We start from the raw sequence: 20,589 nt of genomic DNA on the forward strand, positions 1-20,589 counted from the left end.
CCATAATCGAGGCGTTCCGCATTGGGTAAGGTGTCTCGCCGCCGCGCCGATTGCCGCGGCTGGAACCAAGTCGCTTCGCTCCTGCGCGGCGAACACAGGATGGATCCAAGGTCGACTCAAACCATCTCACAATCCACTCACAAGATTTTTATAAATTAGATTCGTCTAATTCCGATTTCGCTATTTTCTTCCCATTGCCCGTTCCTATCTCGCACTTGCGAAATGATCGCGCATTCCAACCCGCCGGGCATGGGTACGCCCCCTGCCTGCCGTCCGGCCCATAACAAGGACTCGACAATGGGTGATTTGCTCAAGGGTATCTCCAGCTTTCGCGGAGCCGTCTTTCCCGACCATCAGGCACTTTATCGCAGGCTGGCGGAGGAGGGGCAGCAACCACAAGCGCTGATGATTTCCTGTGCCGACAGTCGGGTGATGCCCGAAACGATCACGCAATCCGGTCCCGGCGAACTATTCGTTTGCCGCAATGCCGGGAATATCGTTCCTCCGTTTTCCACCGCCAATGGCGGCGTATCGTCGGCGATAGAATATGCCGTCGTCGCTCTCGGCGTTCGCGATATCATCGTCTGCGGGCATTCCGATTGCGGCGCCATGAAAGGGCTCTGCCATCCCGATCTCCTGAAGCCAATGCCGAATGTCGCTGCCTGGCTGAAACACAGCCATGCAGCCCATTCGATTGTTTGTGAAGCCTATCCTGCCGATCTGCCCGAGCGCCAAAGGGTTCGCGCCATCGCCATGGAAAACGTCGTCGTCCAGCTTGACCATCTGCGGACGCATCCTTCGGTCGCGGCCAAGCTGGCGACCAATGACATTACCCTACATGGTTGGTTTTTCGATATCGAGACGGGGGAGGTGCTCGTCTATGACGGTACGGCCGCCCGGTTCACGGATATCCATGAGGACGGGCCGTTGCCCGTCGCCGTCACTGGTCGTGGTCGTCCGCATGTAATTCCGCAAGCTGCGGAGTAGGCCGATGATATCAAGCTCTGTCCTTTCACGAGATTTCGCATCATCGCTCGTCGTGTTCCTCGTCGCCATACCGCTGTGCCTTGGCATTGCCGTGGCTTCTGGCGTTCCGGTGGCCATGGGCCTCATTTCAGGCATTGTCGGCGGCATAGTCGTCGGTCTTTTGGCCGGATCTCCGCTTCAGGTGTCGGGGCCTGCGGCTGGTCTCGCCGTGATCGTCTTCAGTTTCGTCGAGCAATATGGCGTGGCCATGCTGGGGCCAGTTCTCATCGTGGCGGGATTGCTGCAGTGCCTTGCCGGATTCCTGAAGATCGGATCGTGGTTTCGCGCCATTTCGCCTGCGGTGGTCCACGGCATGCTTGCCGGGATCGGCATCCTCATCATCCTTGGTCAAATCCATGTGCTGATGGGGGCAAGACCTGCTGCCGGCGGCATCGAAAACGTCACTGCCATGGAGCAGACCCTTGGCCGTGTATGGGGTGCGGGGCTGACTCGGGAATCGGTTGCTCTGCTCGTAGGCTTGATCTCCTTGCTGGCGATGATCGCATGGGAGAAGTTTAGGCCGAAGCCATTGATGCTCGTCCCCGGTGCTTTGGTCGGAGTTGCTGCCGGCACGATATTGACGGCAGGTATGCAGCTACCGATCGCCAGGGTGGAGGTGCCGTCTTCCCTCATTGACAGCATCTCGCTGCCGACGCTTGATGGTTTTGCCAGGATGACCGAGCCCGGTATCATCATGGCGACACTGGTGATCGCGGTGATCGCCAGTGCGGAAACGTTGCTCTCGTCTGCCGCCGTCGACCGCATGCATGATGGCGTGAGAACCCGCTTCAACAAGGAGCTGTTCGCGCAGGGCATCGGCAACGGGCTTTGTGGTCTGCTGGGCGCGTTGCCGATCACGGGTGTAATTGTCAGGTCCTCCGCCAATGTTCAGGCAGGCGCGCGCTCTCGGGCGTCGGCCGTGCTGCACGGTGTTTGGATCCTTGGCCTGGTGGCACTTCTGCCGCAATTGCTCGCGATGGTGCCGCTGACGGCACTTGCCGCGGTCCTGCTGGTGACGGGATGGCGGCTGATCAGCCTCCATCACGTCCGCCACCTTTTCGATCATCATGGCTGGGTCCCCGTTGGGATCTGGACCGCGACGGTGGCGATGGTGGTGCTTCAGGATTTGCTTGTCGGCGTCGCGCTCGGCCTTGCGCTGTCCATATTGGAAATCCTTCCTTATCTGCGCCGCAAGCTCGCCATCGACAGATTGGAGGATGATGAAACCATCCACCTCGACCTGGTGGGAGTGGCGACATGCAAGGACGTTCCCGCTCTGCTCAACACGCTGGAGACGCTACCAGAGGGCCGCAAGATCAGGATTGCCGGCGCCCGTCTACATTATCTCGACCATACGAGCGCCGAAACCCTGCGTGAATGGCTGAAACGGCAGAAGAAATCAGGGCGTTTGGTGGAAATCGAGCATCCGCCCGTCGGTCGTCATCCACGGCTGAAGCCGATCTTTGAAAAGCTATCGGAGGAGGTCGCCTGATCGTCGGATGAGGTATCTGTAACTTATAGCAATGCCCTTGCCCCTTACTGGGGCAAGGCTAGCGGAAGAAGAAAAACATCATCTTCTTTTGCATCACCCCCAATGACCATCGGCCCCGGGGGATCGCGGGAAGGAGGTCAATAGCTCCCGCGATCTGCAATCTTAAATCTGGCAGACCTTCAAGGATGGGCCGTGGTCTCCAAAATCAAAACTCTTCCCAGGATGGCGATGCCGCAGCGGCCGCACTGGAGCCTCCGAATGCGCCGGCAATCTTGGCCCGCAACGAGCGCGCGGGCGATGCGGCTGGGCTGGAGCGTTCGGTGGCTGCGACCGGTCTTGCATGCGAGCGCCCCTTCTGCAGATTGAACTGCCCGAGAAGCTCATTCAGCGCCGTCACTTCCTTGGCGAGACTGTAGCTGGCAGCCGTCGATTCCTCGACCATGGCGGCGTTCTGCTGCGTTCCCTGATCGATGCTGTTGACGGCCGTGTTGATCTCCTGCAGACCGGTCGCCTGCTCGCGGGCTGCTTCGACGATCGCCCGTACATTGCGGTCGATTTCCTCCACCTCTTTGACGATCTGCTGCAGCGATTGCCCCGTTCTGGTGACGAGATCGACACCGCTGCCGACCTGCTGTCCGGACGTGGAAATGAGCGCCTTGATCTCCTTTGCCGCCGTGGCGGAGCGCTGGGCGAGTTCGCGAACCTCCTGCGCGACGACGGCAAAGCCCTTGCCGGCGTCACCGGCCCGCGCCGCCTCGACACCGGCATTGAGCGCCAGCAGGTTCGTCTGGAAGGCAATATCGTCGATGACGCCGATGATGTTGGAAATTTCGCCTGAGGATTTCGAGATTGCCTCCATTGCCGAAATCGCTTCCTGCATGACTTCGCCGGATTTTTCGGCGCCGATGCGCGCGCGTCCGACCAGCGAACTTGCCTCTTCGGCGCGCCGGGTGGAATCCTTGACGGTCGTGGTGATCTCTTCGAGGGCTGCCGCCGTCTCCTCGATCGAGGCTGCCTGCTGCTCGGTGCGCTTGGAGAGGTCGTCGGCCGCCGAGCGGATCTGGTTGGCGCCGGCGGCAATGGCCTGGCCACCCTGACCGACCGCGACCAGGGTCTCCTCGACCTTCGCCATCGAGGCGTTGAAATCCATCCGCAGGCGATCGAGATTCGCGACGAAAGGCTGCTCCAGGCGATAGGTCAGATTGCCGTTCGAGAGTTCTCCCAGGCCCTGTGCCAGACTGTCGACTGCAAACTGCGCATCCGCGGCATCCTTGGCCTTCTGTGCCTCGCGCTCAAGCCTTTCCTTTTCGGAGAGGCTGCGGCCATCGGCGGCTTCCTGCTCCAGGCGCAGACGCTCGATGGCACTGTCGCGAAAGACGGCGACGGCCGCAGCCATCTGGCCGACCTCATCCTTGCGCTCGATTCCCGAAACCAGCTCGTCGGTATTTCCTTCGGCGAGAGATACCATGCGCGCCCGCAGCCGTTCGATGGGGGCGGCAATGCCGCGCGCTGAAACGAGGATGGCGATTGCAATGGCTGCAGCAAAGAGAAGGCCGAGCGCGATCAAAGCGTCGTCGATGGTGCTGCTTGCTTGGTCTGCCAACATGTCGCTCTTGTTGGTGAGGGACTTGTTGAATGCGTCGAGCCACTGACGAATGGAAACGACCTCGTCATTGATCATCGGATCCACCTGCTTCAAGAGCGTGCCGGCAGTATTGTTATCGTCGACCAGGCCGGCTTTGACGGCTTGATCTGTCAGTGTGATGATATCATTTGCCCTTGCGACGAGCTTATCGATTGTATCCGCTTCCGCAGGAACTAGCTGCTTCGCGTTTGCAAAACGCTGCAGAAGAACTTGCTTGTTCTCCTGGTAATCTCTGGAGAACCCCGCCATCTCCGGATCCTTAGCTTTATACTGCAGGATTTGGTAGGCGTTGTAACTCAGGGCGGTGATGCGCTGGCTGGCCCTCGACATCTCCACCGCCGCCGCTTCATCCTTAGCGATAAAATTCGAATAGGTGCCAACCGTATCCCTATACTGGTTCGAGACGACGAGGACACCGGCGATCCCAATCAGGCAGATCGGGATTATGATCGTCAGGACTTTCGTCTTGATCTTAGCGTTCTGAAGAAATGACATGGCTTATTTCGCTCTCGAAAGGGTCGGCAACCGCTGGGACAAAGAGGGGGCAGGTGCTAGCGATGACCTGCTCTGGATGATGGGGGCATTACAGAGAGGGAGCATCCTGCTCGTCGCATCTTGGCGCTGTTCTTTCAAAATCTATAATCAAGCTGACAAAACGGTTAATCCTGTTCGATATTGATGCAATTGAACGACAAATACCGCCATAGATATCGGGTATGTATTTCCAACTTACTCCTTGGTTGTGTCTGCGAATATTTCCTGAGCCTCCAAACTGGAAAATTGAGGCAAAAAGCTTCACAAAATCTCAGATATACTCTGCCTATCGAATACACGCATATCGAGCTTGGTCGTATTGACTGAGCTTCTTAGACCGACGGCCTCAAGGGTGAGTAACGACGAATTGGGCGTCTAAGTCATAGGTGCGGCTGCTATCGCAGGGACATACAAATTCCGGAACATATCGCAGATCAGCGCGTTTCGAATAGCTCAATGGCAAGCACTACCAATGCGAGCACGAAATACTCCATGCTCCGTCGCTGCCTTCCTGTCAACGCAATGCTAAGCCAATGGGAGGTTCATCAATGAGTTCCGCTGTCGCCCTTGTCACTGGAGCGGGCTCGGGGATTGGAAGAGCAACCGCATTGGCGCTTGCAGAGGATGGTTTCGCAGTTGGTGTGCTGGGACGCACGCAGGACGAGATTTCTTCGACATTTGATGAGATTTCCGCCAGGGGCGGCGAGGCCGCGGTGCTCCTTGCCGATATTTCGGATGAACATCAGATATCGGCAGCCGTGAAAGAGCTTGTCGCGCGCTTCGGTCGGCTGGATGTCGTTGTCGCCAATGCCGGCATCAACGGTGTGTGGGCGCCGATCGACGATCTGAGCCTGTCGGAATGGAATGATACCATTTCGATCAATCTGACCGGGACCTTCCTGACCATCCGCGCAGCGGTGCCGGAGCTGAAACGCTCCGGCGGCGGCTCGATTATCGTCGTGTCATCCATCAATGGAACCAGGACTTTCACGACTCCCGGCGCCTCCGCCTACACCGCTACCAAAGCAGGGCAGGTCGCCATGGTGCAGCAGCTGGCTCTTGAACTGGCTCGCCATCACATTCGCATCAATGCGGTGTGTCCCGGCGAAATCGAAACCAATATCGATGCAAATACCAAACTGCGCAAAGAGGACGAAACGTCGATCCCCGTCGTCTGGCCCGAGGGTCAGGTGCCGATTACCGGTGGTCGGCCGGGCCGAAGCGAAGATGTGGCCGATGTGATCGCTTTCCTGGCGTCCGACAAGGCCCGTCACATAACCGGCTCACCCATCTGGGTGGACGGGGGGCAAGGTCTGCTGCGCTAGGCGACAGAACATAGGACTGGCACCCCACCTCCGATGCCAGCAGAACCCTGCAAACGCTCTCAAGACGGGCAAACGAGAGTGTAAAGGTCGTGCATGCCACTGCCCGGGCCAAATCCGATCCGTGCCTCTTCATTGTCTGCTTGCGGATCGGCGAGCTCGCTCTTCAGTTCTGCCGCATTTTGCGGGAAGACCGGCACGTCAGCCATCACACCGCATTTGAGATAATATCCCGCGTAAAAGGGCTGCCCCTGCTTTTCGGTGCTGGGCTGGCGCACAAGCAACATGAGCATGCCGTCTTTGCGTTTTGCGGCGGTGAGATAGAATTCGCCATCATGCGTCAGCGCAAAACTATCTTCGTTAGGGACTGGTTTCCAAGCCTTTGCTTTTAAATTGAAAACCTGCTCCGGCGTGACCAGCATCTCGAAAGATCCCTTACCGGAAGGTTCGCCTGCATGTGCGGCAGCGCCTGTGATGAGGGCACCGACGAATGCGGTCGCGAACAAAGCTGCATTTCTCATTAAAATTCCTCGCCTGCGTTGTATGGCCTCTACGGATGAACGCAAAGGAAGTATTTCAAAGTGCAGCTCTGTCAAGACGAGCTGTTTAAGTCCCGTGGCGGCGCATGCCTCTGCTCGCATAGCACGTGGCTAAGGCAGTCAGCGTCGCCATGGCGATCAAGGGATAGGACGGTAGGAGAATGCCGATTTTCCATGCGTGTCAGGACGAGGCGTCAGTAAACCAATCGGGCCCGTATCGTTCCCGGAATCTGGCGAAGCGTGTCGAGTATCTCATTCGCCGTTTGGCCGACGCCTTCCACTTCGATAACCACGTAGCCCGTATCGCCATGGGTCTGCAGGAACTCGCCGACGATATTCAGCCCGCGCGACGAAAAGATCGTATTCAGGCTGTTGAGGATCCCAGGGCGGTTTTCGTGAACATGGATGAAACGCGTGCCGTTTGGACGCGGCGGCAATTGAACTTGCGGAAAGTTGACCGCGCCAAGTGTCGAGCCGACATCGGAATATTCCACAAGCTTCCTGGAAACTTCCCTTCCGATACGCTCCTGGGCTTCTTCGGTCGATCCGCCGATATGCGGCGTCAGAATGACATTATCCAATCCTTGCAACGGCGTTTCGAAGCGCTCCTTGTTCGATGCCGGTTCCTTGGGGAACACGTCGACGGCCGCGCCTGCGAGATGTCCCTCTTTCAAAACCTTTGCAAGCGCGTCGAGATCGACCACGGTGCCGCGGGAGTTGTTAATGAAGAAGGCGCCCTTCTTCATTTTGCGCAGCTCGGCCTCGGTGATCATGTTCTGGGTCGCGCTGGTTTCGGGAACATGCATCGTCACGAAATCCGATATTTCGAGTAGATCGTCGAGCGAGGCCATGGATTCCGAATTGCCGTGGCGAAGCTTGTCCGACGGATCGAAATAGCGAACGTTCATACCCATGCTTTCGGCAAGGACACTGAGCTGCGAACCGATATTGCCGTAGCCGACGATACCAAGCGTTTTTCCGCGCATCTCACGGCTGCCTTCGGCGGATTTGTCCCATCCGCCGGCATGAGCGGACGTCGAACGCGGGAAGATCCGCCTGGTCAGCATGATGATTTCTCCGATGACGAGCTCGGCAACCGAGCGCGTATTCGAATAGGGAGCGTTGAACACCGGAATCCCGCGCCGACGAGCCGCATCCAGATCGACCTGATTCGTCCCCACGGAAAAGCAGCCGACCGCTATGAGCTTCTTGGCGGAGCTAAAAATCTCTTCCGTCAGATGCGTGCGTGAACGAATGCCGATGATATGTGCTTCGGCGATATGGTTCTTGAGATCCTTGTCATCGAGAGCCTTCGGCAAATGAGTGAGATTGACGTAACCCGATGAGGTAAAGTAATCCACCGCGCTCTGACTGATCCCCTCCAAGAGAAGGACTGAAATCCGATCACGGGGAAGAGAAAGTTGTCCGGTCATTGCATTACCTTCGATAGTCAAATTCGATTGGGCCGGCGTCGCTCGCCGCCACGACCACATGACTTAGACCATCCAAGGGACAGCGCAAGAACAAACTCAATTTGCTCGGCAGATAGGAGCCTTGTTCCAGCAGTTCAGTTCATACGCGCACTACGCGATCGCCAAACCATATCACCGACTGCTGGCAACGGTTCTATACAATCGAGCGAGCCGTTTGCATAGAAACGGGGGTGTCAGCCGATTTCCAGCTGCCGCGGAAGTCGGCGGTGAGACAATCTGAAGATATCCTTCATCGCCGCCCCTTCAGATGCACTTGCCGCCATCGACATTGAGATCGACGCCGGTGATCATGCTCGCTTCGTCCGAGCAGAGGAAAGCGGCGGCGTTACCCATGTCCGCGGGTGTCGAAAGTCGTCCGATCGGAATGGTGGCGACGATCCGTGCCCGGCTTTCGTCACTGTCGGAGCCGATGAAGGTCGAGAGCAATGGCGTATCGCCGGCGACGGGATTGATGGCGTTGACGCGAATTCCGAAGGGAGCAAGCTCCACCGCCATCGCGCGGGTAGCGGCGATGCCCCATCCCTTCGAGGCATTGTACCAGGTGAGATTGGGGCGAGGGGAGACGCCGCCGGTTGAGGCGATGTTCAAAATCGCGCCGTGGCGCTCAGCCTTGAAATGCGGCAGCACCGCCCGCGCACCATTGTAGATCGAGCGAATGTTGACATTGAAGATGCGCTCGAACAGGCCTTCATCCATATCCTCCATCGGCATCGGCGGCTGTCCGACACCGGCATTGTTGACGAGGATGTGCAGACTGCCGAACCGCGCCAGCGCAAGATCTCTTGCGACGGCGAGGCTGTCGAGCGTGGCGACATCACCGGCAAGCGGTGCGACCGACCCTTCGTGCTGCGCTGCCACCCGCTCCGCTGCCGCAAGGTCGCGGTCGACGAGTACGACACGCGCCCCTTCCTCGACGAATTTCCGGACAATCCCTTCGCCGAAACCCGATCCGCCACCCGTGACGATCGCCACTTTTCCCGCAAGACGCATATCAAGCTCCTCTATTCGTCTTCAACATCGGATAACTCGGAGCGATTTCACAGTCCGATTATCTCAACGCCTTTTTAGCTTTCTTTATTTGTATTGTGGTCGTCTGATAGCGAATATCGACGACAGAATGAAGCGGGGAGGCCGCGTTATGACACTGACTTTCGACGCCAAGCAGATGGGGGCTGATCTTTACGACGGCGGCTTCCGGCCAATGTTCATCGGCGGCCAATGGGTTGCCGCCCAATCCGGCGAAGTCAGCGAGACCTACAATCCGGCGACCGGGGCGGTCCTGGCAACAGTTCCGCTCGCAGCCATCGCCGATGTCGACCGCGCCGTTGCCGTAGCCCGACGGGCTCTGGAAGGGCCGTGGTCGAAGTTCTCGCCCTACGAGCGCCAGACGCTGCTCCTGAAAGTCGCCGATCTGTTTGACGAGAATTGGGAGCGCCTTTCGGTTTCCGACACGCTGAACATGGGCATGCCGATCACGCGAACGCTTGCCAACAAGCGACGGGTGATCGGGATGCTGCGCTTTTATGCCGGCATGGCGACCGCGCTTCATGGCGAGGTGATCGACAACTCCATACCTGGCGAGATCGTCACCTTTACCCGTAGGGAGCCGATCGGGGTCGTCGGTGCAATCATCCCCTGGAATGCGCCCACCGCGGCATCGATCTGGAAGATCGCTCCGGCACTGGCGACAGGCTGCACGGTGGTGTTGAAACCTTCGGAGGACGCACCGCTCACTCCGTTGCTGATCGCCAAACTCATGCAAGAGGCCGGCGTGCCGGATGGCGTGGTCAACATCGTCACCGGCAAGGGACCGGTCGCCGGCGCCCGGTTGGCCGAACACCCCGACGTCAACAAGATCGTCTTCACGGGATCCACCGCCACCGGGCAATCGATCGCCCGCGCCGCTGTCGGCAATCTGAAACGGGTCTCGCTAGAGCTTGGCGGCAAATCGCCAGTGATCGTTTGCCGCGATGCCGACATAGACCGGGCCGTGCCAGTGGCCGCCATGGCAGTGTTTGCGCATTCGGGGCAGATTTGCATCGCCGGCTCGCGCTTGTTCGTGGCGCGCGAGATTCACGAAGAATTCGTCGCCAAGGTCGCCGATTTTGCCCGGTCGCTGCGGATTGGTCACGGGATCGAAGCCGATACCGATATCGGACCGCTGATTTCCGCACGCCAGGCGCAGGTGGTCGAGAGCTTCATCGCATCCGGGCGGAGCGAAGGCGCTGCCTTGGTTGCGGGCGGCACGCGCCTTTCCGGGGCTCTCTACGACAAGGGGAACTTCATCGCTCCGACCGTGTTCGGCGATGTCAAGGACGATATGAGGATCGCCCGCGAGGAGATCTTCGGGCCGGTCATTTCGGCCATGCCCTTCGATACGATCGAGGAAGCCGTCGAGCGCGCCAATGCATCACCCTATGGGCTTGCGGCTGGCATCTTCACCCAAAATCTAGGAATGGCTCACAAGCTGGTGCGACGCATCAAGGCGGGATCGGTCTGGGTCAACATGTACCATGCGATCGATCCCGCCGTGCCCTTCGGCGGCATGAAGATGTCGGGCTACGGACGCGAAGGCGGCATTGAGCACCTGCACGAATATCTCGAAACCAAGGCGGTGTGGATACAGACGGACTAGCGTTCACCCTTCGCCGCGCAGATTGGTGCGGATGAGGGCGATAAGCTGCTCGGCATAGCGCTGCTGCACGTAGCCACGGGTCGTGATGATGCCGACTGCCCGCCGGGCGTTGAGATTATCGAGCGGTACGACGCGGACGCGGCTGTCGATATTTCGCCCCAACGCGATACCCGGCACGATCGATACGCCGAGCCCCGACGCGGCGAGCGCCAGTGCGGTCTGCGCACTCTCGACTTCGTATTGAACATTGAGCTCGATGCCTTCCTCGCGCGTCAGGCGATCGACGAGGCCGCGAACGGCAGCCTTGCGATTGAGCATGATCAACGGGAACTGGGCGATGGCGTCCAGCCGGATTGTTTTTTCGCCGGTGTATAGCTCTTCGGGAATGCAGGCGACCAGCGGATCGTCGATGATGGATTCGAAATGAAAGTCGTTGAGATTGGGCACCTCCGGGCCGATGTAGAACTCGACTTCTTGCTGCTGCAGCATGGCGAGCGCTGCTTGCGGCGGCGTTTCCTGCACCTCGACCACACTGCGCGGATAGCGCAGCTTGAAGGTCGACAGGATGTCGCCAAGCCGGCTGCTGGCAAGCGTCGGGGCGCAGGCGATCTGGATTTTTCCTTTGCGGCGGGCGGCCAGTTCCGTCAGCTTGTCGAGGCTTGCCTGCACATCGGCCATGGCCCGCCCGACTTCCTCGAACAGCACCTGCCCCTCGTTGGTGAGGTTGACCCGCTGCGGCGTGCGCGTGAACAGGCTGATGCCGATCTGTTCTTCAAGGTCCTTGATCTGCATGCTCACCGCGGAAGGTGAGCGGTTGCTTTCTTCCGCCGCTTTGCGAAAACTTCCGGATTCCGCTGCCAGAAGAAAGGTTTGCAGCAATTTCAGATTGATATTTGGCATGGTTTTTATGGTCTCATCTGCGTCAATCGATGCCGATCGACCCCTTCGAGCCTGAGCATATTCCGCGATGTGATCATGACAAGATCGGCCATGGAAAAAGCCGCTTGCAATGGGCGGTGCAAGCGGCCTCAAGCCTTCAAATCCTCGCTCACCGTGGCCCGCTTGCCGTTCGGCATCCCACTGGATTGATGTCTTCTAACTTAGGAATTGCGCGTAGATAAACACTCATTACGTCCAATTGACCTATTGCCACAAGCAGTAGTTCACCTATCTATGCTTGCGGCCAGAGGAGCTTGGGTTGCATTTATGGCGCAGACGTCTTCCGATTTAATCTACAATTTCTCGACCCTTAATTTCCCCGAGAAAGACCGGTTCCATATTTGGGTAAAAGACAATCATTGCGATTGCAGGCTGCAGAGCCCTGAAGCCGGCCCGTTTGATGCGGAGGCGACTGGCGCAGCGCTTGGTCCGCTGATCCTATCCGGTAGACGGCTGCTTCGCCAAGGCCAGTCCCTCGGTTACGAGGTTCTAAGATCCGAGCGGCGCATCCGAACCGACGGGTATGATTTCTACCGATTTACCTCAATTTTAAGCGGCCGTTTCACTTTCCGATGCGGGGATGCATCATCGGTCAAGATGCCCGGCGACCTGTTCATACTTGATGCCGCCCAGGTCAACGACTGCCTGGTCGAGGCGGCCAATACGATTTCCATTGCCGTTCCCAGGGATTTATTGCCGAGCCAAACGGCGCTCCTGCACGGCCATACGCTCTCAACGGGCGTCGCCCAGCTTCTGACCGATCATCTCGTTTCGCTGCTAAGCAATCTCAACAAATTGCGGCCACAGGAAATCCCTTATGTGGTGCAATCGACGCTGCAGCTTCTGACTGCCGCGGTGTCGTCGGCATCGGAGGCGGTGCAGGAAGCGGCCGGCCCGCTTCGCGAACTGTTGCTGGGGCGCATACTGCGGTATCTCGATGCGCATCTACTCGAACCCGACCTGACGCCCGATCGAATTTGCCGCGATGTCGGGGTTTCGCGTGCGAAACTCTACCATTTGTTCGAGGGCAATGGCGGCATCATGCGGCAGATACAGCGCAAGCGTTTGCTCAGGGCCTATCAGATGCTGGCAAATCCAAGCGGGCCAAAGCTCCACATAGCCGAGCTTGCATGGAGACATGGTTTTTCGAACGAGAAGTACTTCTATCGGCTGTTCAAGGCCGAATTCGGCCACACGCCGGGTGAGACGCTGGAAATCATTTCCCGCCCGGTCGTTGCTTCAGATTCGGTTGCTCCCCATCACTTCGAAAAACCGGCCAACAGTCCTTCCGGCTGGACATTGCCCTTTGGCGTGCCGGATCGCTAGCGGCGTTTGCGCGAGCATAAGATGTACCAATGTGCACTCGAAATGGACATGAGCAAACCGGCCGCTAACCACCATGTCTTGAAGGATGTTGGGGCGGTGGCTAGAAATTGCTGACTTTCTCAATTGATCGGTACCTCTCATCAATGCTTGCCTCCAAATGTTTCTCCATTTTTTCCACACGCCATAGCTTGCTGATTTGTACCGTGCTGATCTCGGCAGGTTGGTTTGCCGCTCCGGCAAGCGCGAAAGACCAGATCGCCCTGAAATCCGAAGTACCAGGATTGAAGATTACCCGCCTCGCAAAATTGCCTGATGCGCCAGCTTCGGACTCTTCCGGAACGCCGTCATGCGGCGTATTGCCGGAGGCCAAAAGCGCAGGCGCCAAGACTGCCTCCGATCTCGGATGGGGCGTGACCGGCGAGGCCAAATTCGGCCCGTACGAGGCCGTCAGCTTTGCGGCTGAATTCGACCAAGCGACCGGTTCGGCCTGCGCGATAGACCAAGGCAATGTCGCACTTTTTGACGGCTCGAACCTGTTTGCTCTGATTTATGCTGACAAGAACAGCAAGCTGACGATCGGCAGGATAACGGCGGTCAAGGATCATCTGCGTATTCTCGATGGCGGTTTGGTGCAGATGCCTATCGGCGAGATCAGGCTTGAAAGTGGAAATGTCGAAGTGAAGCCACTGGCGGCTGAGGAGCAGGTTTGCGACGGTAAGGCGGTGGTACCGAACGTCTACGGCAAGCCCATCACCGAAGCCCGGCAGGCGATCATCGCCAAGGGGTGGCAGCCATTCCAGAGCCCGCCGCCGTCCTATCCCGATCCCTTCGGCGATAGCATTCGCAAGATGGGGATCGTCGAGACGACCGATTGCGCCGGCACGGGTTTGGCCTATTGCAGCTACTATTACCGCAAGGGCGATATGGAGCTAGGGGTAAGCAGCTTTGGAGACGGGACGCCGACGGTCTCGAATTACGATATAGTCTGCGAGCGGTCTAACTGGCATAAGGCGCAATAACGCCGAAAGCCATTCGCGTTTTTTCCAAAGTTCAAGCTCAATCAACCCCGTTTGAAATGGTCATGCCTCCTCCCAGAAGGAGACGCTGCCATTCGAGGCCAGCTACCGGCATCTCCCCATCATTTGGAGAACGGGTTCGACTTCTTGTCCCATTCAAGCGGATTGCCGCCCGTGGTTGCCTGCGGAGTAGCCGCGTTCTGCTGGCTGGCATTGCCGTCATCCGACTTTGGCGCGAATCTCGGCGAGAAATGCGGCAGCAACAATCGTGCCCAGGAGCGATTGATCTTGGAGGCTTCATCGGGGCAACGCGCCGCCCGCTCCTTGGGCAGCATCCCATTGTCGACGATTGCGCCGTTATCATTCGGATCAAGCCCATAGATCATACATAGCAGGTTGAAGTAGCGCTGGGCATCAAGCGAATGTTCATCGGCAAAGGCCGCCACATCTTGAGTGTTCGTCGATTGACTGTTGACTTTGAACCATATCGACGCCAGCTGCAGGACACGGGTGATGTCGTTCTTGGTCTCCCTGTCGTCGACATGGGAAAGCAGCATGACGGCTGCCAGCTGATCGACGGAATCTTCTTCGCGTCCGACGGCTGGCAGATCCAGCAAGTCGATCAATGCATGGCCCGACTCGTGCAGGAGAATGAAACGCAGATTGTCGCGCACGAACTCGATCGTCAGCGCCTTGGGGTCGGAAGCTCCCTTTGACAGGGCTTGGCCCATCTGCAGCAAGCTATCGATCATCTCGTAGCAGAGAAATACCGCGCCGTTTTCCTTGCTATAGAATGCGTTGATGGTGCCGCATTGCCGCGTCACGTAATGCAGAGGGCGCGGAGTGACGAAGAGCCCGTCGAGGCCGTCGATTTCGGGAATGTTGGAAAACAGGTGAGTATCGACAGCCCACTGATAGGCGTAGTTGAAATTGGAATCCTGCGGCGGAAAATAATGATAGACGAAACGCAGGCCCTTGCCGTCTGTCGTAATCAGCGTGCCGTCGGTAGGCGGGGGCAGCGCATTGTCCTTCTGTTCCGTCACACCATCCTTATCATCGCTCAACCGCTTGGTCGGCGTGTCGGAGGACGTGTCGGCCTGCTGCGACTGCCCTTGTTGCGGCTGTTCAGGCGCGCTTGAGCTGTCCGAAGGGGCGTTCTGACTTGTCTGTTCACTATTATTGTCGTTCGCGCTCGCCAGATCCGCGAGCTTTACCAGCGTCGGATAGCTGGGCTCGCCATCGGCGGAATCATCGCCAAAGGGATAGAAGCCGTTGGAGATGAGCACGGAGATATTTTGCACCAGCTTGTCGTTCTTGTCGTCATTCCAGGTCAAATCGTAGCCGCGGATTTCATTGCTCCGCTGCTCGAAGCGGGAATAGAAGTTCCGGTTTCCCGATTTGCCTGACACGATGAACCAGTTTCGCCGCTTGAGCTGATAGGTGATCGTACTGCCCTGCTCCGCGGAAAGGGTCTGGAACAGATTGTCCAGCTGGGTAGTGCCGCTATTACCGAAGCGCGCGGTCTTCAACGAAATCGAACCGTTTCTCGCTTCCAGCGTCTCGCCGCCGAGACTGTTATCCTGCCGTTCAGTGAGCAGCCCGGCGGGATAGGAGATGGTCAAGCCGGCTTTGGAATTATCAAGGCTTTGCCACTGCAGCTGCTTGCGGACGTCAAGGGCCGCTTTGGATAATTCGAGCGCATCCAGCGGCGACAGCATGCCGGTGGCTGCACGATTGTGATCGCGTTGGTAGCTGGCAATGCCATTGCGGCTCGCTTGCCCGAAGTTGCCATCGGCGAAACCGGTATAGTAGCCGAGCAGGATCAGGCCTTCCTGGGTGAGGCGTTTCTCCCATATGTTCAGAGCATTCTCGATCGAATCCGAGCTGGCCTGATCGAGCTGTCTGCCCTGTGCCGACAGCTGTGCAAATGCCGGCTGTAGCCAAGCCGCACAGGGAATGGCGGAAGCCAGGGCGAGGGCGAAGATCGCAGTCTTCGAAAAATCAAGCTTCAAAGCGAAGTTCATTTTGCGCGAATTCCGGTTTGCAATGGGAATTGTCACGAAAGGCTCATGCGGACGCCACCTTGGCCGACTGGCTTATTGAACCGGCGTGGTTCTAAGCAGCAGCACATCGATGTCGCGTTTGGGGGTGTAGTTCTTGATATCCATTTCGAATTGGGTCGGGCCGATCTTCCTCACGCCGACGCCGCAAAAGGACACCAGCGTCTTTGGATCGCCCTTGTCGACGATCAGTTTGAACTCGCCGATCGGCCCCGCCCAATTGCCGCCGGATGTGATCACGTAGGACAGATATTGCTCGAAAGCCTGGAAGGTCGGGTTCGGGTCGCCGAGCTTTTTGTAAAGCGAGCGGGCTGCCTCCAGAAAGGCTTCATCGGTGCAGAAGGTGTCGCGGTAGTGTTTGAGTTGGTCGCTGTCCATGTCCGGGGAACCCAGCGACAGGGTGGATTGGCTGCCGAGGACCGGGATATAGCTTTGTTCCACGATGACGTCTTTTCCCTTGGGAAAGGTCTGCTGCCGCCAATATTTGGAACGCAGCGTCCAAAGCGGATAAAGAGTGGTCGGCTGTCCGGTATAGTCGCCTTCGCCGGCATCGAAGAAACCGGCATCCACCAGTTCCTTGCGCTGCGTGTTCGACAAGTGGCTGATGGTCGCTTCGCTGGCCTCTACCGTCGGCACCAGGGATATATGGAGAGCCTTCAGTTTATCCGTAATTTCCTTGTCCGGTTGACCATCCGCGACGAGGAAGGCGCGTTGTTCCAGCTGCGAAGGTACGGGCTGTCCATCGACAACTGTCTTGAATTTCATGAAATTGTCGTTCGCGGGGTCGGGAACGACGGTCGTGGAATTGGACCCACCGCCCGGAAAGGCCGGCATCGGAAAGGCAATGGTCGTGGCGTAGTCCGCATTCGTCAGATTGCGGAAGCGATAGGAGATGCGAATGCCTGTGGGCGATAAATAGAGCTCCTCGGAAACGAGCGCGATCTTGTCCGTTTTCTGAAGAACGAGACCACCGGTCCCCAATGTCGCCGAGCTGTCGTCAGCGAAGGCATGTGTGCGGAGGAGCATCAAGGCGCCAAGGGCAAATGGGATAAAACGCATGACTTATCTTTCAAAATGGGGCTATTCCTGATCGCCCTCAACTCTCGACGTTGCCGAGGATGTGCAAGCAAAGCCTGCAGGCTTTATCAGAGCGCTGCCGCTGCATAGATATCTTGGCGTCCAGCAGAGGTATACTTGCGTCCATTTTTGTAATGGCACGCGAGGAGGCGGACCATCCTTCGGCATGATCCGCCCTACCGGCGGATCGCTTCGGAGCCGGGAAGCGCCAGATTCTTTTTGAACGTGCTTGTGAACGCCCAGCCGAGATATGCGAGAGAACAGCGACTCAGGGGTAATTGGTCGCAATGGATTGGTCCGTGAGATAGATTAGGCGCTTATTGGTCGGACGGCTCCAGTGCTTCGGCCCAGTTCTTCCGCATATCAGACAGACGAGCCGTGTAGGCCTTCCTAAGGCAGCCGATGTCCATGCATTTGTCGCGGACCGTCTTGCGCCAGAGCGTTTGCTCCTTATCGACCGGATCGATCATATCACCGGTCTCGCCATCGCGTCCGGCTGTCTCTCCTCTGATCTTGTCAAATAGCGCATTCATCTGTTCGTCCAGACTGGAAAGGCCGGCATCGGCGCAGATCAACTTTTCGACCTTGCTTTTGGCAAACTTGCAGTCGAAGCCGGCACTCACTGCGGTTGTCGACATCGAAAGCAATCCGGCGACAAGCAGAGCGCATAAGCCTGGCCCGACCGTAATTGTGCGGCCGACACCCGTTTTGAACGCGGTTGCAATGTTCATTCGTGCGGTCCTTCAGGAATGGTATCGTCTAGTGTGCCGGCGGATAGGTCGGGCTGGTCAGGCACAGGTCGAACCAAGTGGCGTCGGATTCTGCCAGTGGCCAGTCGACCTCGGCGTCAAGTTTCGGAAGGTCTCTTTTAGGGACGGGAAAGTGGTTGGGATCGGGGTCGAGGTCCCAACTACCGTTCTTGCCACTTTCACAGATATCTCCCGATTGATCACCGCAAAATGCCGCGGGTTTTGCCTGCTCGGCGGCAATGGTGCTGACACCGTAATATTGGTAGAGCGCCCAGGATGCGAACTCCGCACTCAGGCTGCAAACTCGATCCTTGTTCTGCACGTGAACGGCGCCGGTGCACTGATAGGAAAAGCTCGTTTCCTTATTGCTGTCTGAAGTGAATTCGCAGCTCGCGTCAAAGCCGGAAAACGCCCCGCCAGTATATTTTGTGAGAAATCGGCGCTGGGCCTCTGCCTGGGCAACTAAGCCCTTGTCTGATCGGTCGGCAAGCCCGGCTGTTCGATCTGTGATGGCCTTGCGAAGTTGGCTGACCGGCAATGGGCGATCGCCAGGATTGCTGCTGAACCATTCATTGCGGGCTGCAACCCAGCGGCGTTGGCTGTTTATAAGCATTGAACGGACCTCGGCGTCCGGCGCAGTCTTGAGGAGTGCGCTATAGGCCTGCCCCATGGCTGTGTCGGCCGCTTTCAGGCCCGCATCGCCACAGATTCTCTTGTCGATGGCGTCGCTGGCCTTTGTGCAGTCGATCGCCCAGGCCGGCATACTCGCGCCGAGGGTCGTCATCAGGCAGATCGTCACGAGCCGAATTTGCTTCTTGAGTTGATGGCTGGGCATGCGGTCTGCTCCTCGGTGTTCTTTCAGGCTGCAAATAGCTCCTCAGAGCTATCCGGCGTATGGGTTCTTGAGATCGGGTTGCAGTTTATAGACGCTTCTGCACCGAACGAGCGTTCATGCGCGCAATATGATCGCTTGCCGCCCTGTATGAAGAGAGTTTCGAGCGGGAGGTAACTACTCCGCCAGCGCCTTATCGAGTGCGGCCTTTTGGGCCACGGACGGTTCGCCCAGATAGAGAGCCGGTTTTCCGTCGTCCTGCACCTCGGCCCATGCCTGTGTCCCGTCCATGTTGAAAAGGACGGCTGCCTGCCCGTCATTCGTCGCATGTTGTTTGGCTATGACGCTGATCTGGTAATCGGCTGAATCGATGGATATGGTCTTCAAAGATCCGGCAATGTATCTATTCTCGTCGCGCACCCAGGCGGGTGTCTTTTTCGCGGAGGTCAGCGTCTTCCACGACCGGGCATGGACCGGGTTCTTCAGGAGGTCGTAGATGTAGGTATCCTCAGCATGGGCGATGCCTGTCATACCGAGAAATGCGAGAGATAGTATCAGCCGGCGCATATATTCCTCAGAGTTAGTCCAAAATTCTTATCGCTGTGCAACGATCCCAAAATTCGTCCGCCTCGCTGCGGCAGCCGAATTCGGTAGCGAGGCGGCGGAAGCCGTCTGGCAGAGATTTGCCGTTCCAAGGAAGGGACTTTTCGCCCGTATTGGTCGCGCAGTGTTTAGCGCCAGTTCACTAGCCGATATTAATGACCGACGCTAAGCGATTCCTGCAATTCCAAACCCATGTGCACTTGTTATGGACGACCTTGCACAAGATGATCCGGTCGTCCTGTTGCTCGATGGGGTTTTGCTGCTATGTTCCTGGGCCGAAATGGAAATCAGCCGGGAGCCGTAATCAACTCACAAGCTGCAATGGCGGTCGCCATCTGTCGCGATGTATGAATGGCCAGCATGCCATGGAGATTGTCCCCATTCATCCAAACCGCGGCGATTATGACGCGGCACGGCATCCGATAACGAACGTCAAAGGTTCAAGCCTCTTTCAACACTATCCGGAATCGCTTGACAGGTCGTTGCGCAACCGCAGAGCTCAGCTATGGCCGCGGCATGAGCAATCATGAAATCTATCTATCAATATATTCGTCAAAAGAGGAAATTCCCCTTGCGTAAGGTCATCTGCGCTTCTGCCTTCGTCGCCTTTTCATTCACGCCCGCAGCCGCCAGTGTGTGTTCGCAGCACTATCAAAGCAGCGGCGTTCCTCTCGTCACCGGTGTGACCTACAAAACCTGGATGGAGTTTCCCTCCGTCAGCCCCGCCGCGGCCTTCGACAAGGTCTCGAGAGCCGTTCTGGCGGAAGGCTTTGTGGGTGTGAATGTCGAGAAAAAACTCGGTACGCTGACGGCACAGCAGGAGACGTCCGGCTCGGGCCGTCCGCAGACGTTGCGTGTCGTCGTCCGCAAAAGCGGAAAGGGCAGTCGCGTCGATGCGGTTTTCATGGTGCCGCAGGGGCAGGTCGCCCCTAACATGAGCGATAATCTCTGCCGCGTCGTCACCGCAGTGGCTAACTAGGCTGGAAGCGAATGGGTAATGGGAGCGCGTCTGCTCGAACGCAAAGCCGTAAGCTGATTGACGCTCCGCACCCGTCCGATTGTTTGTCGATGTCTTCGCGCTGAATTAGCGCCATTTCGAGGTCCGACCTATTCGCTGCCAGCCGCAGTACGTCATCTCTGCGTGCGCAACGTAAGCCCGAGGACACGCGGCTTCGGCAGCTGCTGCTTCAGTGCCGGGATTTGTAACTTGCTTCTGACCGACCATACGGCTAGGTCTTTACCACAAGTAAAACGCGAATCGCGGCACGGCAATCAGCGTGTGCATAGCCTGTTACCGTCTT

Annotated in this window: 17 protein-coding genes; 7 read left to right on the top strand and 10 right to left on the bottom strand. The window is 57.7% G+C overall.

The features are described from left to right. The first annotated feature begins 297 nt into the window (after nt 1-297). Together ACYJRZ_RS25230 and ACYJRZ_RS25235 are read left to right on the top strand one after the other, a co-directional pair. Complete coding sequence (locus tag ACYJRZ_RS25230) at nt 298-987, top strand: carbonic anhydrase (protein ID WP_459463588.1); 690 nt, start codon at nt 298-300, stop codon at nt 985-987. Between the two features lie 4 nt (nt 988-991). Then, nucleotides 992-2,518, top strand: a complete 1,527-nt coding sequence (locus ACYJRZ_RS25235) for a SulP family inorganic anion transporter (protein ID WP_459463589.1) — start codon at nt 992-994, stop codon at nt 2,516-2,518. A gap of 205 nt (nt 2,519-2,723) precedes the next feature. On the opposite strand, the gene ACYJRZ_RS25240 is transcribed toward ACYJRZ_RS25235, so the two are convergent. Further along, nucleotides 2,724-4,658, bottom strand: coding sequence for a methyl-accepting chemotaxis protein (locus tag ACYJRZ_RS25240; protein WP_459463590.1), 1,935 nt, complete (start codon nt 4,656-4,658; stop codon nt 2,724-2,726). Between the two features lie 587 nt (nt 4,659-5,245). Here ACYJRZ_RS25240 and ACYJRZ_RS25245 point away from each other — a divergent pair. Then, nucleotides 5,246-6,022 (top strand): SDR family oxidoreductase, encoded by a 777-nt coding sequence (locus ACYJRZ_RS25245; RefSeq protein WP_459463591.1) that lies wholly within the window; start codon nt 5,246-5,248, stop codon nt 6,020-6,022. Nucleotides 6,023-6,081: 59 nt separating this feature from the next. Here ACYJRZ_RS25245 and ACYJRZ_RS25250 read toward each other — a convergent pair whose 3' ends face one another. The 3 genes from ACYJRZ_RS25250 to ACYJRZ_RS25260 all read right to left on the bottom strand — a co-directional run bounded on the left by ACYJRZ_RS25250 (nt 6,082) and on the right by ACYJRZ_RS25260 (nt 9,041). Beyond that, nucleotides 6,082-6,615: a hypothetical protein gene (locus tag ACYJRZ_RS25250; RefSeq protein WP_459463592.1), complete on the bottom strand. Its 534-nt coding sequence runs from the start codon at nt 6,613-6,615 to the stop codon at nt 6,082-6,084. A gap of 137 nt (nt 6,616-6,752) precedes the next feature. Then, on the bottom strand, nt 6,753-7,991 hold the full coding sequence (gene serA / locus ACYJRZ_RS25255) for a phosphoglycerate dehydrogenase (RefSeq protein ID WP_459463593.1): 1,239 nt from the start codon (nt 7,989-7,991) through the stop codon (nt 6,753-6,755). A 303-nt stretch (nt 7,992-8,294) separates the two neighbouring features. Next, on the bottom strand, nt 8,295-9,041 hold the full coding sequence (locus ACYJRZ_RS25260; RefSeq protein WP_459463594.1) for a glucose 1-dehydrogenase: 747 nt from the start codon (nt 9,039-9,041) through the stop codon (nt 8,295-8,297). A 148-nt stretch (nt 9,042-9,189) separates the two neighbouring features. Between ACYJRZ_RS25260 and ACYJRZ_RS25265 the strand changes: the two genes are divergently transcribed. Next, complete coding sequence (locus tag ACYJRZ_RS25265; protein WP_459463595.1) at nt 9,190-10,686, top strand: aldehyde dehydrogenase family protein; 1,497 nt, start codon at nt 9,190-9,192, stop codon at nt 10,684-10,686. 3 nt (nt 10,687-10,689) lie between these two features. Here ACYJRZ_RS25265 and ACYJRZ_RS25270 read toward each other — a convergent pair whose 3' ends face one another. Beyond that, complete coding sequence (locus ACYJRZ_RS25270; RefSeq protein WP_459463596.1) at nt 10,690-11,586, bottom strand: LysR family transcriptional regulator; 897 nt, start codon at nt 11,584-11,586, stop codon at nt 10,690-10,692. A 207-nt stretch (nt 11,587-11,793) separates the two neighbouring features. On the opposite strand from ACYJRZ_RS25270, the gene ACYJRZ_RS25275 reads away from it, so the two are divergent. Next, a complete protein-coding gene (locus ACYJRZ_RS25275) occupies nt 11,794-12,951 on the top strand; it encodes a helix-turn-helix domain-containing protein (protein ID WP_459463597.1) in 1,158 nt (385 codons plus the stop codon). Between the two features lie 203 nt (nt 12,952-13,154). Further along, the gene (locus ACYJRZ_RS25280; RefSeq protein WP_459463598.1) at nt 13,155-13,970 is read left to right on the top strand and encodes a hypothetical protein; all 816 of its coding nucleotides are present in this window, start codon (nt 13,155-13,157) and stop codon (nt 13,968-13,970) included. Nucleotides 13,971-14,089: 119 nt separating this feature from the next. On the opposite strand, the gene ACYJRZ_RS25285 is transcribed toward ACYJRZ_RS25280, so the two are convergent. The 5 genes from ACYJRZ_RS25285 to ACYJRZ_RS25305 form a co-directional block, all read right to left on the bottom strand. Then, complete coding sequence (locus ACYJRZ_RS25285) at nt 14,090-15,991, bottom strand: DUF4344 domain-containing metallopeptidase (RefSeq protein ID WP_459463599.1); 1,902 nt, start codon at nt 15,989-15,991, stop codon at nt 14,090-14,092. Between the two features lie 72 nt (nt 15,992-16,063). Continuing rightward, complete coding sequence (locus tag ACYJRZ_RS25290; RefSeq protein ID WP_459463600.1) at nt 16,064-17,086, bottom strand: DUF4424 domain-containing protein; 1,023 nt, start codon at nt 17,084-17,086, stop codon at nt 16,064-16,066. A gap of 335 nt (nt 17,087-17,421) precedes the next feature. Beyond that, a complete protein-coding gene (locus ACYJRZ_RS25295; protein WP_459463601.1) occupies nt 17,422-17,835 on the bottom strand; it encodes a lysozyme inhibitor LprI family protein in 414 nt (137 codons plus the stop codon). A 28-nt stretch (nt 17,836-17,863) separates the two neighbouring features. Further along, the gene (locus ACYJRZ_RS25300; protein ID WP_459463602.1) at nt 17,864-18,688 is read right to left on the bottom strand and encodes a lysozyme inhibitor LprI family protein; all 825 of its coding nucleotides are present in this window, start codon (nt 18,686-18,688) and stop codon (nt 17,864-17,866) included. A gap of 174 nt (nt 18,689-18,862) precedes the next feature. Further along, complete coding sequence (locus tag ACYJRZ_RS25305) at nt 18,863-19,252, bottom strand: Ivy family c-type lysozyme inhibitor (protein WP_459463603.1); 390 nt, start codon at nt 19,250-19,252, stop codon at nt 18,863-18,865. A gap of 607 nt (nt 19,253-19,859) precedes the next feature. Here ACYJRZ_RS25305 and ACYJRZ_RS25310 point away from each other — a divergent pair. Further along, nucleotides 19,860-20,267, top strand: coding sequence for a hypothetical protein (locus ACYJRZ_RS25310; RefSeq protein ID WP_459463604.1), 408 nt, complete (start codon nt 19,860-19,862; stop codon nt 20,265-20,267). Nucleotides 20,268-20,589: the final 322 nt, after the last annotated feature.

The sequence above is a fragment of the Rhizobium sp. No.120 genome (assembly GCF_054558365.1).

Coding starts and splice junctions, on each gene's coding strand:
- ACYJRZ_RS25230 (WP_459463588.1), top strand. CDS start 298: ATGGGTGATTTGCTCAAGGGTATCTCCAGCTTTCGCGGAGCCGTCTTT.
- ACYJRZ_RS25235 (WP_459463589.1), top strand. CDS start 992: ATGATATCAAGCTCTGTCCTTTCACGAGATTTCGCATCATCGCTCGTC.
- ACYJRZ_RS25240 (WP_459463590.1), bottom strand. CDS start 4,658: ATGTCATTTCTTCAGAACGCTAAGATCAAGACGAAAGTCCTGACGATC.
- ACYJRZ_RS25245 (WP_459463591.1), top strand. CDS start 5,246: ATGAGTTCCGCTGTCGCCCTTGTCACTGGAGCGGGCTCGGGGATTGGA.
- serA (WP_459463593.1), bottom strand. CDS start 7,991: ATGACCGGACAACTTTCTCTTCCCCGTGATCGGATTTCAGTCCTTCTC.
- ACYJRZ_RS25260 (WP_459463594.1), bottom strand. CDS start 9,041: ATGCGTCTTGCGGGAAAAGTGGCGATCGTCACGGGTGGCGGATCGGGT.
- ACYJRZ_RS25265 (WP_459463595.1), top strand. CDS start 9,190: ATGACACTGACTTTCGACGCCAAGCAGATGGGGGCTGATCTTTACGAC.
- ACYJRZ_RS25270 (WP_459463596.1), bottom strand. CDS start 11,586: ATGCCAAATATCAATCTGAAATTGCTGCAAACCTTTCTTCTGGCAGCG.
- ACYJRZ_RS25285 (WP_459463599.1), bottom strand. CDS start 15,991: ATGAACTTCGCTTTGAAGCTTGATTTTTCGAAGACTGCGATCTTCGCC.
- ACYJRZ_RS25290 (WP_459463600.1), bottom strand. CDS start 17,086: ATGCGTTTTATCCCATTTGCCCTTGGCGCCTTGATGCTCCTCCGCACA.
- ACYJRZ_RS25295 (WP_459463601.1), bottom strand. CDS start 17,835: ATGAACATTGCAACCGCGTTCAAAACGGGTGTCGGCCGCACAATTACG.
- ACYJRZ_RS25300 (WP_459463602.1), bottom strand. CDS start 18,688: ATGCCCAGCCATCAACTCAAGAAGCAAATTCGGCTCGTGACGATCTGC.
- ACYJRZ_RS25305 (WP_459463603.1), bottom strand. CDS start 19,252: ATGCGCCGGCTGATACTATCTCTCGCATTTCTCGGTATGACAGGCATC.